At 70.3% G+C, this 14,759-nt stretch carries 16 protein-coding genes; 13 read left to right on the top strand and 3 right to left on the bottom strand.

Annotated elements, in window-relative coordinates:
- The first annotated feature begins 72 nt into the window (after window positions 1–72).
- The 4 genes from G6N64_RS23055 to G6N64_RS23040 all read left to right on the top strand — a co-directional run bounded on the left by G6N64_RS23055 (window position 73) and on the right by G6N64_RS23040 (window position 3,572).
- Window positions 73–324, top strand: a complete 252-nt coding sequence (locus tag G6N64_RS23055) for a hypothetical protein (protein WP_174266867.1) — start codon at window positions 73–75, stop codon at window positions 322–324.
- 151 nt (window positions 325–475) lie between these two features.
- The gene (ripC, locus tag G6N64_RS23050) at window positions 476–1,609 is read left to right on the top strand and encodes a peptidoglycan hydrolase RipC (protein ID WP_163800114.1); all 1,134 of its coding nucleotides are present in this window, start codon (window positions 476–478) and stop codon (window positions 1,607–1,609) included.
- 55 nt (window positions 1,610–1,664) lie between these two features.
- Complete coding sequence (locus G6N64_RS23045) at window positions 1,665–2,420, top strand: peptidase (protein ID WP_163800112.1); 756 nt, start codon at window positions 1,665–1,667, stop codon at window positions 2,418–2,420.
- 9 nt (window positions 2,421–2,429) lie between these two features.
- The gene (locus G6N64_RS23040) at window positions 2,430–3,572 is read left to right on the top strand and encodes a glycosyltransferase family 4 protein (protein ID WP_163800110.1); all 1,143 of its coding nucleotides are present in this window, start codon (window positions 2,430–2,432) and stop codon (window positions 3,570–3,572) included.
- On the opposite strand, the gene G6N64_RS23035 is transcribed toward G6N64_RS23040, so the two are convergent.
- Window positions 3,569–5,377 carry an AMP-dependent synthetase/ligase gene (locus tag G6N64_RS23035; RefSeq protein WP_163800108.1) on the bottom strand — a complete coding sequence of 603 codons (1,809 nt, stop codon included), beginning with the start codon at window positions 5,375–5,377 and terminating at the stop codon, window positions 3,569–3,571. The two genes, G6N64_RS23040 and G6N64_RS23035, sit on opposite strands and share 4 nt — an antisense overlap.
- Before the next feature lie 103 nt (window positions 5,378–5,480).
- Between G6N64_RS23035 and G6N64_RS23030 the strand changes: the two genes are divergently transcribed.
- The 5 genes from G6N64_RS23030 to G6N64_RS23010 all read left to right on the top strand — a co-directional run bounded on the left by G6N64_RS23030 (window position 5,481) and on the right by G6N64_RS23010 (window position 8,848).
- Complete coding sequence (locus G6N64_RS23030; protein ID WP_163800107.1) at window positions 5,481–5,870, top strand: polyketide cyclase / dehydrase and lipid transport; 390 nt, start codon at window positions 5,481–5,483, stop codon at window positions 5,868–5,870.
- Window positions 5,871–5,953: 83 nt separating this feature from the next.
- The gene (locus G6N64_RS23025; RefSeq protein ID WP_163800105.1) at window positions 5,954–6,391 is read left to right on the top strand and encodes an SRPBCC family protein; all 438 of its coding nucleotides are present in this window, start codon (window positions 5,954–5,956) and stop codon (window positions 6,389–6,391) included.
- The gene (locus tag G6N64_RS23020) at window positions 6,388–7,656 is read left to right on the top strand and encodes an ArsA family ATPase (RefSeq protein ID WP_163800102.1); all 1,269 of its coding nucleotides are present in this window, start codon (window positions 6,388–6,390) and stop codon (window positions 7,654–7,656) included. Before G6N64_RS23025 ends, G6N64_RS23020 begins: the two co-directional genes overlap by 4 nt.
- Window positions 7,653–8,024, top strand: coding sequence for a hypothetical protein (locus G6N64_RS23015; protein ID WP_163800100.1), 372 nt, complete (start codon window positions 7,653–7,655; stop codon window positions 8,022–8,024). Before G6N64_RS23020 ends, G6N64_RS23015 begins: the two co-directional genes overlap by 4 nt.
- Window positions 8,025–8,122: 98 nt before the next feature.
- Window positions 8,123–8,848, top strand: coding sequence for a lysophospholipid acyltransferase family protein (locus G6N64_RS23010; protein WP_163800098.1), 726 nt, complete (start codon window positions 8,123–8,125; stop codon window positions 8,846–8,848).
- Here G6N64_RS23010 and G6N64_RS23005 read toward each other — a convergent pair.
- Window positions 8,845–10,167 (bottom strand): glycosyltransferase 87 family protein, encoded by a 1,323-nt coding sequence (locus G6N64_RS23005; protein WP_163800096.1) that lies wholly within the window; start codon window positions 10,165–10,167, stop codon window positions 8,845–8,847. The genes G6N64_RS23010 and G6N64_RS23005 overlap by 4 nt on opposite strands.
- A gap of 102 nt (window positions 10,168–10,269) precedes the next feature.
- On the opposite strand from G6N64_RS23005, the gene G6N64_RS23000 reads away from it, so the two are divergent.
- Genes G6N64_RS23000 through G6N64_RS22990 form a run of 3 tightly spaced genes read left to right on the top strand, consistent with a single transcriptional unit; the run spans window position 10,270 to window position 13,106 of the window.
- Window positions 10,270–11,154 carry a hypothetical protein gene (locus tag G6N64_RS23000; protein ID WP_409370776.1) on the top strand — a complete coding sequence of 295 codons (885 nt, stop codon included), beginning with the start codon at window positions 10,270–10,272 and terminating at the stop codon, window positions 11,152–11,154.
- A gap of 4 nt (window positions 11,155–11,158) precedes the next feature.
- Entirely contained in the window at window positions 11,159–11,665 is a 507-nt protein-coding gene (locus G6N64_RS22995) for a polyadenylate-specific 3'-exoribonuclease AS (protein ID WP_163800094.1), read from the top strand.
- A 52-nt stretch (window positions 11,666–11,717) separates the two neighbouring features.
- Complete coding sequence (locus tag G6N64_RS22990) at window positions 11,718–13,106, top strand: class II 3-deoxy-7-phosphoheptulonate synthase (RefSeq protein ID WP_163800092.1); 1,389 nt, start codon at window positions 11,718–11,720, stop codon at window positions 13,104–13,106.
- A gap of 9 nt (window positions 13,107–13,115) precedes the next feature.
- Here the strand turns inward: G6N64_RS22990 and G6N64_RS22985 are convergent, their stop codons facing one another.
- Window positions 13,116–14,324: a protein kinase domain-containing protein gene (locus G6N64_RS22985; protein ID WP_163800090.1), complete on the bottom strand. Its 1,209-nt coding sequence runs from the start codon at window positions 14,322–14,324 to the stop codon at window positions 13,116–13,118.
- Window positions 14,325–14,347: 23 nt separating this feature from the next.
- Here G6N64_RS22985 and G6N64_RS22980 point away from each other — a divergent pair, with 23 nt between their 5' ends.
- Window positions 14,348–14,752, top strand: coding sequence for an Rv2175c family DNA-binding protein (locus G6N64_RS22980; protein WP_163800088.1), 405 nt, complete (start codon window positions 14,348–14,350; stop codon window positions 14,750–14,752).
- Window positions 14,753–14,759 lie beyond the last annotated feature (7 nt).

The following is a 14,759-nucleotide window of genomic DNA, read 5'->3' as shown; positions in this document are numbered from 1 at the left end:
GGTTCACACGCCGACCGGGGTTGTCGGTGGTCGTCGTTAGCGTGCGAACAACCCAATGAGAGGAGTGCCGTGATGGCACCAAACGACATGCCGGAGACCGCCGGCATCGACGTGCCGGACACCGGCAGCGTGGTCATCGACTGCGACGACTGCGCCGTCCGCGGCCCGGGGTGCGCCGACTGCGTGGTGAGTGTTTTGCTGGGAATTCCTGAAACGCTCGACGTCGACGAGCAGCGGGCGCTCGAGGTGCTGGCTGACGTGGGTCTGGCGCCGCGGCTGCGGCTGGTGCCCATCCACCGTCACGGCCAGGAGGGTGTTGCCTGAGGGGTTCGAACCGAACTCACAGCGAAAATATTCCGTGACTCCTGTTAAATTTGCGTCCTCTGTTGGACAACCCCGATGCCGTTTCGTAACCTAATCGAGACCTCGTACGGTTCGACCCGGCTCACAACGGTAGTTGAAGGACGCATAGATCTTGACGTTCGACCGCACACTCCGGCTCACACGTGGAATCCGTCGACCCGTCGTCTGTGCGATAGCGGGATTGACTGTAGCGTCAGCGATTTTGGCCAGCGGTGTGCAGGCCGATCCCGCGGATGACGCCCTGGCAAAGCTCAACGAACTGTCCCGGCAGGCGGAGCAGACCACCGAGGCCATGCACAGCGCGCAGCTGGATCTGGACGGAAAGGTCGCCGCGCAGCAGGTAGCCGATGCTCAACACGCTGCCGACGCCGCCGCCGCCGATTCCGCCAAGGTTCAGCTGGCAACGTTTCAGTCGGCGGTCGACAAGGTTGCTGCGGCGCAGTACATGGGCGGCCGGACCGACGGTCTCGACGCCATGCTGACCGCCGACTCGCCACAGCGCCTCATCGACCAGCTCGCCGTGCAGCGCGTGATGGCCACCGAGATGTCCGCACAGATGAAGAACTTCCAGAAGGTCAGCCAGGAGGCGGTGGTCACCGAGTCCGCGTCCGCCAAGTCGGCCGCCGAGGCGAAGACCGCCGCCGAGCAGGCCGCCGCCGTCCGCGCCGACCTCCAGTCCAAGCAGAGCAAGCTGCAGGTGCAGATCGCCGTCGTCAAGTCGCAGTACACGGCGCTGACCCCCGCCCAGCGCGAGGCGCTCGCCGCGATCCCGCCCGCACCGGCTCCCGCACCCGCCCCCGACGCCGTACCCCCGGGTGACGGTGGCCCCGAGGTGCTCGCGGCCGCCCCCATGCCCGACATCGCTCCGCCGGAGGGCGCGGTCGTCCCCGCCGGTCCCGGCGTGGAGGGCTCGACCGCGGTGCAGGCCGCGCTCACCCGCATCGGCTCGCCGTACTCGTGGGGTGCCTCCGGTCCCAACGCCTTCGACTGCTCCGGTCTGGTGATGTGGGCCTTCGGTCAGGCCGGCGTCAACCTCCCGCACTCCAGCCAGGCGCTCGCGCAGGGCGGCCAGGCGGTGTCCACCGATCAGATGCAGCCGGGTGACCTCGTCACCTACTACTCCGACGCGTCACACGTCGGCATCTACATCGGTGACGGGATGATGGTGCACGCGTCGACCTACGGTTCCCCGGTGGCCGTTGCCCCGGTGAACAACGCGCCGATCCACAACGTTCGTCGTTACTGAGCCCACCGGTACTCGACGCCGGTTCCTCGGTCTCCTCCTGGTTGCGGAACTGGCGATGGGCGTCGCCCTGCTCGGCCGGCCCGGGTCGTCGCCGGCGCCGCCTCCCGTCCCGGTACCCGCCGCGGCGACCACCGGACACCAGCTGCACGACGGCCGCACCGCCGAGGTCATCCCGATGGGCGGTCCGGCGACCATCGCCCTCGCCGACCGGATCCGCCGCGAACTCGACGGCGCCGTCGATGCGGTCACCGCGTTCTGGGGTGACTCCTGGCCGCGTCACCTGGTCATCACCGTGACGGGCTCGCCGGATCAATTCGTCACGCTGAGCGGTGGTCAGGACCTCGGACCGGACATCGCCGCGGTCACGACGGCCAACTGCGTCGTGTTCGCACCCGGCGCCGCGGGGCTGAGCGACGCCACGCTGCGCATCGTCCTGCGTCACGAACTGCTGCACTTCGCCGCCCGCGCGCAGACCGCACCGGATGCGCCCCGCTGGCTCACCGAGGGCGTCGCCGACTACGTCGGCCGCCCACCGGCACCACGTCCGGGCCCCGAGGGCGCCGCCGCCATGGCGCGGGTGCCCACCGACGCCGACCTCGAGACCGTGGGCGCCACCCGATCGGCGGCCTACGACCGGGCGTGGTGGTTCGCCCGGTTCGTCGCCGACCGCTGGGGGGTCGACGCGCTGCGGCGGCTCTACCTCGCGGCGTGCGGACCGGGCCACGTCGGAATCGACGAGGCCGTCCGCACGGTCCTGGGGTCGGACCTCGGCGCGGTCCTCGTCGAGTGGCGGCAGTGGCTCGGCGGATAGCCTGACGCGGTGAATCGGGTGCTGCTGGTCACCAACGACTTCCCGCCGCGTCGTGGCGGCATCCAGTCATATCTGGAGAACCTGGTCGACGAGCTGGTCGAGGGCGGCCGACACGACCTCGTGGTGTACGCGCCGACGTGGAAGGGGTGCGAGGACTACGACCGTCACGCGGCCGCACGGGGGTACCGCGTGGTGCGGCACCCGACCACGCTGATGCTCCCCGAGCCATCCGTGGCGCGGCGGATGCGGCGGCTCATCGGCGACCACGGCGTCGACACCGTGTGGTTCGGCGCGGCGGCGCCGCTCGCGCTGCTGGGACCGGTGGCACGAACCGCGGGGGCGCGCCGCGTGGTCGCCTCCACCCACGGGCACGAGGTGGGCTGGTCGATGCTGCCGCTGGCCCGAATGGCGTTGCGCCGCATCGGGAACGACGCCGACGTGGTGACGTTCATCAGCCAGTACACCCGGGGCAGATTCGCCTCGGCGTTCGGTCCGGATGCTGCTCTGGAACGGCTGTCGCCGGGCGTCGACACCGACCGCTTCGTCCCGGATCCCGGCGCAGGGGAGCGGTTGCGGATGCGGTACGGACTGGGTGACCGCCCGGTGGTGGTCTGCGTGTCGCGGCTGGTACCCCGCAAGGGACAGGACATGCTGATCCGTGCGCTGCCCGAGATCGTGGCCCGGGTGTCCGACGCCGCGCTGGTGATCGTCGGCGGCGGGCCCTATCGCGCCCGATTGCACGCTCTGGCAGGCGAACTCGGGGTCACCGACGGCGTCGTCTTCACCGACGGGGTGCCCGCCGACGAGCTGCCCGCCCACCATGCGATGGCCGACGTCTTCGCGATGCCCTGCCGGACACGGGGCGGTGGTCTCGACGTCGAGGGTCTGGGCATCGTGTACCTCGAGGCGTCGGCGACCGGCGTCCCGGTCGTCGCCGGCAGGTCGGGCGGAGCGCCCGAGTCGGTACGCGACGGCGAGACGGGTGTGGTCGTCGACGGCGAGGACGTCGGTGCCATCGCGGCGGCGGTCGGCGACCTGCTCGCCGATCCAGACCGTGCGGCCGCGATGGGTGCGGCGGGCCGCCGGTGGGTGGTCGACGAGTGGCAGTGGAAGAGCAAGGCTCGCCGGCTCGGCGAGCTGCTGACCGGTTAGCCGCCGACCTTCGCGTACAGCGCCTCCACGTCGCCGGCGAACTTCTCGGCGACGACCTTGCGCTTCACCTTGAGCGTGGGGGTCAGTTCGCCGGTGTCCTCGGTGAAGTCGACCGGCAGGATGCGGAACTTGCGGATCGCCTCGGCGTTCGACACGGCCTGGTTCGCCTCCTTGACCGCGAGGTCGATCTCGGCCAGCAGGTCGGGATCCTCGGTCAGGTCGGCGACCGACGCGCCGGAGTCCTTGCGGTTGCGCTCCTTCCACCCCTCGAACGCCTCCGGGTCGATGGTGATCAGCGCGGCGATGAACGGCTGCTGGTCGCCCACGCACATCGCCTGACTGATCAGCGGATGCGCCCGCAGGCGATCCTCGAGCAGGGCGGGCGCGACGTTCTTGCCGCCCGCGGTGACGATGATCTCCTTCTTGCGCCCGACGATCGAGAGGAAGCCCTCGTCGTCGATGGCACCGAGATCGCCGGTGTGGAACCACCCGTCGGTGAAGACGGCGTCGGTCTCCTCCTGGTTGTGCCAGTAGCCGCTGAAGACGACGCCGCCGGACACCAGCAGCTCACCATCGTCGCCGATGCGCATCGCGTTGCCGGGCAAAAGCTTTCCGACCGACCCGACCTTGAGGCCGTTGACGCGGTTGACGGTGATCGCGGCACTGGTCTCGGTGAGGCCGTAGCCCTCGTAGATCGACAGGCCCACGCCGCGGTAGAAGTGGCCCAGGCGCGCACCCAGCGGCGCGCCGCCGGAGATGGCGGAGTGACAGTTCCCGCCCAGCGCCGCGCGCAGCTTGCCGTAGACCAGCCTGTCGAACACCGCGTGCTTGGCCTTGAGCAGCAGCCCCGCCCCGCCGTCGTCCTGCGCCATGCTCCACGCGATGGCCGTGTCGGCCGCGCGCTCGAAGATCGTGCCCTTGCCGCCGTTGCGTGCGTTCTGCTCGGCGGTGTTGTAGACCTTCTCGAACACCCGGGGGACCGACACGACCAGCGTCGGCTTGAACACGCCCAGCGTCGGCACCAGGTTCTTGATGTCGCTGGTGAAGCCGAGGGTGACCTTATTGGTGTAGGCGGCGACGGTGATCGCGCGCGCCAGCACGTGCGCCAAGGGCAGGAACACCAGGAGCTTCTCGCCCTTGGCGAGCTGGTCGGGGAAGCAGGCCTTGGCGCCACGGATCTCGTGGAGGAGGTTGGAATGGGTGAGCTGGCAGCCCTTCGGGCGTCCGGTGGTGCCGGAGGTGTAGATCAGCGTCGCGGGGTCCGAGGACCGCAGTCCAGCCAACCGCTCGTCGAGCACCGCGGCGTCGACGCCGGCGCCCGCCGCGGCGAGCCGGTCCAGGGCGCTGTCGGATCCGCCATCGATCCGCAGCACCGTCCGCAGGTCGGGAAGGTCGCCGCGCAAGCCTTCGATGGTGTCGGCGTGGGCGTCGGTCTCGGCGAAGACGGCGACCGCCCCGGAGTCGGCCAGCACGAAGCGCACCTGCTCGGCGGACGACGTCTCGTAGATCGGCACCGTGACGGCCCCGGCGGCGAGGATCGCGAAGTCGATGATCGGCCACTCGTAGCGGGTCGCCGAGATCACCGCGACGCGGTCGCCCGGTGCGACGCCCTCCGCGATCAGGCCCAGCGCGGTCGCCCGTACGGCGGCGGCCATCTGCGCGGCGGTGACGTCGGTCCACGTTCCGTTCACGAGACGCTGGACGATGACGTGATCGGGATCCTCGCGTTCGTGGGCGAACACGACGCCGACGACGTCGTCGTCCGCGCCGACGGTGAATGTTGCAGGCTCGCTGAACTCGCGCACGCTCGAGGCCTCCCGGGTCGATGTGCGGGTCAGTTTAGTCGCGCGTTCTCGGGTCCCGGGTCCTCGTGCCGGCGGGGCCGCGGGTATGTGAAGCTGTGAGGCGATGAACAGCATCCAGATCGCCGACGAGACCTTCGTCTGCGCCGATCCCGCGGACGTCGGCGCGGCGATCGCGAACCCCGCCACTTGGCGGCGGTGGTGGCCGGACCTGCGGCTGACCGTGGTCGAGGACCGCGGCCCAGCGGGGCATCGCTGGACCATCACGGGTGCGCTGACGGGCACCATGGAGGTGTGGCTCGAGGCCGTCATGGACGGCGTGGTGCTGCACTACTTCGTGCACGCCGAGCCGGCGGGTGCCGCGGCGTGGGAGTTGGCCAGGATGGATCTGCCGAAGATGAACCACCGGCGACGCGTCGCGGGCAAGGCGATGGCCTTCGAGGTCAAGCGCACCCTGGAGGCGACCCGCCCGGTCGGGGTGTCCCGGCTGGCGTGACCGACGGACCCACCGCTCGTACCGGGACACCGGCGTGGGGTGGGACGGGTATCTTTCGAGGCGAACACCCAGAAGGGGAGCACGTGGCCGACAAGACTGCACAGACGATCTACATGGATGCCGATCCGGGCACCGTGATGGATGTCATCGCCGACATCGGCTCGTACCCCGACTGGGTCGGTGAGTACAAGGAGACCGAGGTCCTCGAGGTCGACGACGAGGGCTACCCCCGCACCGCGCGCCTGCTGTTGGACGCCGCCGTGCTCAGGGACACGATGGTGCTGTCCTACACCTGGCCGGCCGACCACATGTCGGTCACCTGGTCGCTGGTGTCGAGTTCGCTGCTCAAGGCACTCGACGGCGCATACCGGTTGTCGCCCAAGGGATCCGGTACGGACGTCACCTACGAGCTGGCGGTCGACCTGGCGATACCGATGATCGGTCTGCTCAAGCGCAAGGCGGAGCGCCGCCTGATCGACACCGCCCTCAAGGACCTCAAGAAGCGAGTCGAGGCTGAGTGACGGCGGGTGGGACGGCCACACGGATCAGCCTCTTCGTCGGCAAGGGCGGGGTGGGCAAGTCCACGTTGGCCACGGCCACTGCCGTTCGCGAGGCGCAGCGTGGCTCGCGGGTCCTGATCGTCTCGACCGATCAGGCCCACTCGACGGGTGACGTCCTCGGTGTCTCCGTACCGCCCACCGGGACGAGGACACCGACCCGGATCCTCGCCGACCTGGACACCGGTCGCGCCGGGGCCGACGGCGGCGTCCTCGACGCCCTCGCACTCGACACCCTCGCGCTGCTCGGTGCGCACTGGCGCGACGTCGCCGGCGTCCTGTCGGACAAGTTCCCGGAGTCCGACCTCGGAGACGTTGCGCCAGAGGAACTCTCGGCGCTACCCGGCATCCAGGAGGTGCTCGGGCTGCACGAGGTCGGTGAACTCGCGGCGTCGGGCGAGTGGGACCACGTGGTGGTGGACTGCGCGTCCACGGCCGACGCGATGCGGATGCTGACCATGCCCGCGACCTTCGGGCTGTACCTGGAACGGTCCTGGCCGCGGCACCGCAGGCTGTCCCTCGCCCCCGACGACGCACGGTCGTCGGGCGTCATCGCCCTCGTCGAGCGGATCGCCGCGGGGACCGAGCGGCTCGGCGCCCTACTCGTCGACGGCACCCGCGTGGGCGCCCACCTGGTCCTCACCCCGGAACGGGTGGTGGCGGCGGAGGCCGCGCGCACGCTCGGCTCGCTGGCCTTGATGGGGGTGTCGGTCGACGAGCTGATCGTCAACCAGGTGCTGGTGCAAGACGATTCGTTCGAGTACCGCAACCTGCCGGAGCATCCCGCGTTCGACTGGTACACCGAGCGCATCGCCGAGCAGCGGGCGGTGCTCGACGAACTCGACGCCACCATCGGCGAGGTCGCACTCGTCCTCGTCCCGCACGTCGCCGGCGAGCCGATCGGCCCCAAGGCGCTGGCGGAACTCCTCGACGCGTCCCGCCGCAGGGGCAGTGCGCCGCCGCCTGCGCCACTCGCCCCGATCGTCGACCGGGAGTCCGGAACCGGTCTCGATGCGGTGTACCGGCTACGGCTAGAGTTGCCGCAGGTCGATCCGGCGTCGCTGACGCTCGGCCGCGTCGGCGACGACCTGATCATCGGCGCGAGCGGCATGCGGCGCCGGGTGCGTCTGGCGTCCGTCCTACGGCGATGCGTCGTCGCGGACGCGCACCTGCGCGGCGGTCTACTGACGGTGCGTTTTCGACCGAATCCGGAGGTGTGGCCGGCATGACCGAATCGCATCCGGAACTGACCGCCGAACTCCGCCGGTTGGCGCAGACGCTGCTCGACACCCTCGACCCCGCCGTACGAATGGCCGCCGCCCGCGCCGCGAGCGGCAGCCCGGGCAAGTGCGAGCAGGTGTGGTGCCCGGTGTGCGCGGTTGCCGCCCTGGTGTCCGGGGAGCAGCACCCGCTGCTGACGGTCGTCGCCGAGCACAGCGTCTCGTTGCTGGCCGTCGTCCGTGCCATGACCGAGGGCCTCGAGGACACCGTGCGCACCCCGACCGACCCGCCTCGGGCCCCGTCGTCGCCGGAACCCGAGCCAGCCCGGCCGCGTCCGGGCCACTACCAGCACATCCCGATCGACGTCGACGAATAGCCGGTTGCGGCGGTCGGGCGTGGCCGTGTGGTCGGCTTATCATCGCGTGGGTAAAGTTGACGCAGGGCACCGTCCGGGCGCCCGCTGCGGGAGGTCCCATGTGGTATTGGCTGTTCAAGTACGTCTTCATGGGACCGCTGCTGCAGCTGCTCGGACGGCCGAAAGTGCAAGGGCTGGAGAATGTTCCGACCTCGGGCGCCGTCATCCTCGCCAGTAACCACCTCGCCGTCGCCGACAGCTTCTACAAGTGCCTGGTCGTGAGGCGCCGGATCACCTACCTGGCCAAGGCCGAGTACTTCACCGGCTCGGGCCTCAAGGGATGGTTTCAGCGCTGGTTCTACACCGCTGCCGGGCAGGTGCCGATCGACCGCACCGACGCCGACGCCGCGCAGGGCGCCCTGACCACCGCCGAGCGGATCCTCACGGCCGGCAAGGTCCTGGGCATGTACCCCGAGGGCACCCGCTCACCGGACGGGCGGCTGTACAAGGGCAAGACCGGGCTGGCCCGGCTGGCGCTCACCACCGGCGTCCCCGTCATCCCGGTCGCCATGGTCGGCACCGACGACGTCAACCCCCCGGGCAAGAAGATGTGGCGGTTCGGTCGCGTCGAGGTGCGCTTCGGCAAGCCGATGGACTTCTCCCGCTTCGAGGGCCTCGCGGGCAACCGGTTCATCGAGCGCGCCGTCATCGACGAGATCGTCTACGAGCTGATGCAGATGTCGGGCCAGGAATACGTCGACCTCTACGCCGCCGACGTCAAGGACGCGCTGGAGGGCAAGCCCGCCAAGCCGGCCAGCAGGTTCCCGACCGCCGCAGCCGGCTAGTTCGGCGCGGCGACCCGCGCGGCGTCGACCGATGGCTCGCCGTTCCGCGTGCGCGCCGCCGTACGCGACAGCCGACCCGCGACCGCGCCAGCAATGACGATCACGGCGAGCGCCCACCACAGGTAGGACCCGCCCGCCAGCTGCCGCCACACCGGTGCCGCGGTCTCCTCGTGCGGGGTGAGCAGGGTGATCGGCGTCCACACGACCAGGGCGAGGCCGCACACCGCCGCCAGGGCGAGGGCGACGTCGCGGTAGCGGTAGGCCACCACCGCGGTCACCACGAGCGTCGGCAGGACCCACACCCAGTGGTGCGACCACGACACCGGTGACACCACCAGGCCGAACATCGCCACGCAGATCAGTGCGACGACGGGCGCCTCGTCGAACGGACGCGACGACGAACTCGGGTCGCCGCGCAGGATGCGGTGCGTCGCCCACGCCGTGACTCCCAAAACGACGAAGCAGGCCGCCGTCCACAGCAGGAACCGCGAGTCGTCACCGATGCCGAGGCGCGCGAGCGTGCCCGCGATGTTCTGGTTCGTGTTCAGGGTGGCCGTGCCGATCCGGTCGGTGTCGTGCACCGTCTCGGTCCAATACTGCAGCGAATCGCGCCAGGCCAGTGCGAATCCGAGCAGCGTCGCGCCGATCGTCGAGGCTGCGGTGACGATGATCGCGCGGGTGTCCCTGCGCATCAGCAGGTACAGCACGAAGACCGCCGGCGTCAGCTTGAGCGCCACCCCGATGCCGAGCAGCAGGCCGCGGGGCCACGGGGTCCGGCGCGGCACCAGGTCGGCGATCACCAGGGTCATCAGCACGACGTTGATCTGCCCGAACTCGAAGTTGGCCCGGATGGGTTCGAAGTAGACGACGGCTGGGGCCACGATCGCCGCGGCGAGCCACGCGCGGCGCACCCACGGCCTCGACGCCAGCGTGGTCTCGTCCCACACCCGCAGCCGGGTCAGCACGATCGTCGTCGAGACGATCAGCAGGACGAACGTGACGACCGTGATCGCGGCGCCCGCCGCCGGCAGCGGCAGCCAGGCGAACGGCGCGAAGACGATCGCCGCCAGCGGGGGATAGGTGAAGGGCAGGTCCAGCCCGGCGACGGTGTGGAAGATGGTGCCGTCGCTGTAGAGCGGTGTGCCGTTCAACCAGGCCCGACCGCCCATCCGGTACACGTCGATGTCGATCCGGTACGGCGTGTGACCGAGGAGGCGCCAGCCCGCCCAGGCGACGCCGGCGACGACGAGGAGCCGGAAGATCCGCCACCCGGGTGCCGCCCACCGCGCTGCCCGCTCGGGCGTCAACCACTTACTCATGTCCCGGACAGACTATCGGTGCGGGTGCGCTCGCCCGGCGTCCACGGCGCGTCGGGGAGGAACCGTCCTGTGACCGGCGCGGTTCGGCGTAAGTTCTCGACCGTGCACCTCGTGGTCGATTGGTACGGACGATTCGACTTCGTCACCCGGGACCGGTTGCCGCTGCTGTGCTGTCTGGTCGCCTTCATACTCACGTTCTTCGTGACCCGGACCATCGTCCGCTACATCCGCAGGAACGCGGACAGCGACAAGCCCCGCAGATGGTGGCAGCCGCGCAACATCTCCGCGGGCGGCGGACTGCACATCCACCACGTGGTGATCGGCGTGGTGCTGGTGATGGTGTCCGGGGTGACGATGGTGACCCTCGCCGTGAACGGGGGAGTCGCGGAGTTCACCGCCGCGGCCATCGGGTTCGGCGTCGGCGCCGCACTCGTGCTCGACGAGTTCGCCCTGATCCTGCACCTGCAGGACGTCTACTGGGCCGAGGACGGCCGGACGTCGGTGGACGCGGTGTTCGCGGCGGTCGCGGTGGCGGGTCTACTGGTGCTGGGCTTCAACCCGCTGTCGTTCTTCGACGTCGGCATCTGGCGCGACGACCGTTCGGTGGACGCCAGGATCACGGTGATCGCGATCGCCGTGGTCACGTTGCTGCTCGCCGTCGTCGTCCTCCTCAAGGGCAAGGTGTGGACCGGCCTCGTCGGGATGTTCATCACCCCGCTCCTCGTGGTCGGGGCGATCCGGCTGTCCCGGCCGCACGCGCCGTGGGCCCGCTGGCGGTACACCACCCGGCCCCGCAAGATGCACACGGCGCTCGAACGCGAGCGCAAGCTGCGCAGGCCCGTGGTGCAGGCCAAACTGTGGCTCCAGCACGTCGTCGCCGGGGAACCGCAGTTCCCCGACGACGCCAAGGTGGACGCCGAGCTGGATCGCGAGATCCACGCGGCGCCCGCACCCGCGGCGACGCCGGTCACCCAGGGAGTCAACTGAGGCCATGCGCTTCTTCTACGACACCGAGTTCATCGACGACGGCTACACCATCGAGCTGATCTCCATCGGGGTGGCCGCCGAGGACGGCCGCGAGTACTACGCGATCTCCACCGAGTTCGACCCCGACCGCGCCGGCAGCTGGGTGCGCAAGCACGTGCTGCCGAAGCTGCCGTCGCCGTCGTCGAGCGCGTGGCGCTCGCGCAGGCAGATCCGGTCCGACCTCGAGGACTTCTTCGGCATCGACGGCGACGAGCCGATCGAGCTGTGGGCCTGGGTGGGCGCCTACGACCACGTGGTGCTCTGCCAGCTGTGGGGGCCGATGACCGACTTGCCGCCGGCGATCCCCCGGTTCACCCGGGAGCTGCGGCAGTTCTGGGAGGAACGCGGCTCGCCGCGCATGCCACCGCGTCCCCGCGACGCCCACGACGCGCTGGTCGACGCCAAGCACAACCTGGTGCGCTTCCAGCTCATGACCGAAGACGAGGACGGCGCCTGGGCCGCACGGTCCTGAGCTGCGGGTATGGCTGGTAATTCTCGGTCGCCCGCGCTAGTACCATGAACGGGTGAACTGGACAGTCGACGTGCCCATCGACCAGCTGCCGGATCTGCCGCCACTACCCGGTGACCTGCGCGAACGGCTCGACGCCGCGCTGGCCCGGCCCGCGCTGCAGCAGCCCGGCTGGGATGCCGGCCAGGCCAAGGCCATGCGGACCGTGCTCGAGAGCGTGCCCCCGGTGACGGTGCCGTCCGAGATCGAGCGGCTCAAGGAGCACCTGGCCGCCGTCGCGCGCGGCGAGGCCTTCCTGCTGCAGGGCGGCGACTGCGCGGAGACGTTCGTCGACAACACCGAGCCCCACATCAAGGCCAACATCCGCACCCTGCTGCAGATGGCGGTCGTGCTCACCTACGGCGCCAGCATGCCGGTGGTCAAGGTCGCCCGCATCGCCGGGCAGTACGCCAAGCCGCGCTCGGCGGACCTCGACGCGCTGGGCCTGCGGTCCTACCGCGGCGACATGGTCAACGGGTTCGCCCCCGACGCCTCGGTGCGCGAGCACGACGCGTCGCGACTGGTGCGGGCCTACGCCAACGCCAGCGCCGCGATGAACTTGGTGCGCGCACTGACCTCGTCGGGCATGGCGTCGCTGCAGAAAGTGCACGACTGGAACCGCGAGTTCGTCCGCACCTCGCCCGCCGGCGCGCGCTACGAGGCGCTGGCCGGTGAGATCGACCGCGGGCTGCGCTTCATGAGCGCCTGCGGCGTCGACGACCGCAACCTGCAGACCGCCGAGATCTACGCCAGCCACGAGGCCCTGGTGCTGGACTACGAGCGGGCGATGCTGCGCATGGACGCCGACGCCGAGGACGGCCCCAAGCTCTACGACCTGTCGGCGCACTACCTGTGGATCGGGGAGCGCACCCGCCAGCTCGACGGCGCGCACATCGCGTTCGCCGAGGTGATCTCGAATCCGATCGGCGTCAAGATCGGGCCCACGACGTCACCGGAACTCGCCGTGGAGTACGTCGAGCGCCTCGACCCGCACAACGTGCCCGGCCGGCTGACCTTCGTCAGCCGCATGGGCAACGGCAAGGTCCGCGACGCGCTGCCGCCGATCATCGAGAAGGTGGAGGCCTCGGGTCACCGGGTGATCTGGCAGTGCGATCCGATGCACGGCAACACTCACGAGTCCTCGACCGGTTACAAGACCCGGCACTTCGACCGCATCGTCGACGAGGTGCAGGGCTTCTTCGAGGTGCACCGCTCGCTCGGCACGCATCCGGGCGGCATCCACGTCGAGATCACCGGCGAGAACGTCACCGAGTGTCTCGGTGGCGCGCAGGACATCTCGGACGCCGACCTCGCCGGTCGCTACGAGACGGCGTGCGACCCGCGGCTCAACACCCAGCAGAGCCTCGAGCTGGCGTTCCTGGTCGCGGAGATGCTGCGCGACTAGCGGATTCGGTCAGCCGAGCAGTCCGGTCAGGTTGCTGCCGAGCGTCCACGCGCCCGCAGCGGTCAGGCCGGTGAGGATCAGCACGGCGAGCACCCAGAACAGCTGGACGCGCTTGCTGCGCTGCCGCGCCCACTCGAACTCGTCGATCTGGATGCCGGCGAAGTCGCCTCGCGCCGGACGGGTTCGGGGCGCGGGCGGTCGCTGTCGCTGGGACACCACCTCGGTGGCGGGTTCGTCGTCGGCCCAGTCGTCAGGGCCCCGGGTGAACTCGCGGGTGTGCCGGACCGGCGCACCGAGCCGATCGTGGTGGGCGGTCGCCGCGGCATGCTGTGCCGAGTTCTTCGGCGCGGGCACGCGGAAGGCGGGCAGGCCGAGTTCGTCGATCACGTCGTCCAATTCGGCCGCCATCTCCTGTGCGTCGGCGAAGCGCTCGGCCGGATCGCGCGCCGTGGCCCGTGCCACCAGCTCGTCGAACTGGCTCGGCACCCCACTGATCGCCGCACTCGGCGGCGGCACGTCGTGGTCCATCCGCTGGTAGGCGACGCTGAGCGGGTTGTCGCCGGTGAACGGCGTGACGCCGGTGAGCAGTTCGTAGGCCAGGATGCCGACGGCGTAGACGTCGCTGCGAGGTCCGGCGTCGCCGGTGCCGACCTGCTCGGGAGACAGGTACGCGGCCGTGCCCAGGATCACGCTGGTCGAGGTGATCTTGGCCTCGGCGACGGCGCGGACGAGGCCGAAGTCGGCGATCTTCACGTCGCCCTCGTCGGAGACGAGGACGTTCTCCGGCTTGACGTCACGGTGCACCAGGCCCGCGCGGTGCGCGGCGGCCAGACCGCCCAGGACGGGCGTGAGCACCGCGGCGACGGCATGCGGGGGCATCGGGCCGCGCTCGCGCAGCAGTTCGCGCAGCGTGCCGCCCTCGACGAGTTCCATGACCAGGAAGGGGTGCCTGCCGTCGAAGCCCTGGTCGTAGACCGCGACCAGGCCGGGATCCTTGAGCCGGGCGACCGCCCTGGCCTCGCGTTGGAACCGGGTCAGGAACTGCTGGTCCCCGGCGTACCTGGCGTCCATCACCTTCAGCGCGACGGGCCGGTCCAGGCGGACGTCGAGGCCGCGGTACACCGTCGACATCCCGCCGGTCGCGATCGGATGGTCCACGCGGTACCGCCCGTCCAGAACGGCACCGACGAGCGGGTCGATGCGCTGGCTGGACTCCACGCGTGCATCTTAGACTCGGTGTCGTGAGCACCATTCCGGCCGCCGACGACGTCCTCGATCCCGACGAGGCGGTCCTCGACCTGTCCGCCGTCGCCTCCCTCCTCCGCGTCCCCAAGTCCAAGGTGCTGCAGCACCTCAAGGAACGTCACCTGCTCGGCGTGCGCAGAAACGGCGCCGTCGTGGTGCCGAAGGCGTTCTTCGACACCGACGGGACGGTCGTGAAGTCGCTGCCCGGACTGCTCGTCGTCCTGCACGACGGCGGTTACCAGGAGACCGAGATCGTGCGGTGGCTGTTCACCCCCGACCCGTCGCTGACCATCACCCGCGACGGCGGCGTCGCGCCACAGCAGAACGCCCGGCCCGTCGACGCGCTGCACAGCCACCAGGCGCGCGAGGTGCTGCGGCGCGCCCAGGCCATGGCCTATTGACCGTGCC

It is taken from the genome of Mycolicibacterium sediminis (assembly GCF_010731735.1).
Classification (GTDB): Bacteria; Actinomycetota; Actinomycetes; order Mycobacteriales; family Mycobacteriaceae; genus Mycobacterium; species Mycobacterium sediminis.
The sequence above is the reverse complement of the archived record's forward strand: the minus strand, read 5'-3'. Positions and strand labels throughout refer to the sequence as shown.

Coding starts and splice junctions, on each gene's coding strand:
- G6N64_RS23055 (WP_174266867.1), top strand. CDS start 73: ATGGCACCAAACGACATGCCGGAGACCGCCGGCATCGACGTGCCGGAC.
- G6N64_RS23045 (WP_163800112.1), top strand. CDS start 1,665: ATGGGCGTCGCCCTGCTCGGCCGGCCCGGGTCGTCGCCGGCGCCGCCT.
- G6N64_RS23030 (WP_163800107.1), top strand. CDS start 5,481: ATGAACAGCATCCAGATCGCCGACGAGACCTTCGTCTGCGCCGATCCC.
- G6N64_RS23015 (WP_163800100.1), top strand. CDS start 7,653: ATGACCGAATCGCATCCGGAACTGACCGCCGAACTCCGCCGGTTGGCG.
- G6N64_RS23010 (WP_163800098.1), top strand. CDS start 8,123: ATGTGGTATTGGCTGTTCAAGTACGTCTTCATGGGACCGCTGCTGCAG.
- G6N64_RS23005 (WP_163800096.1), bottom strand. CDS start 10,167: ATGAGTAAGTGGTTGACGCCCGAGCGGGCAGCGCGGTGGGCGGCACCC.
- G6N64_RS22995 (WP_163800094.1), top strand. CDS start 11,159: ATGCGCTTCTTCTACGACACCGAGTTCATCGACGACGGCTACACCATC.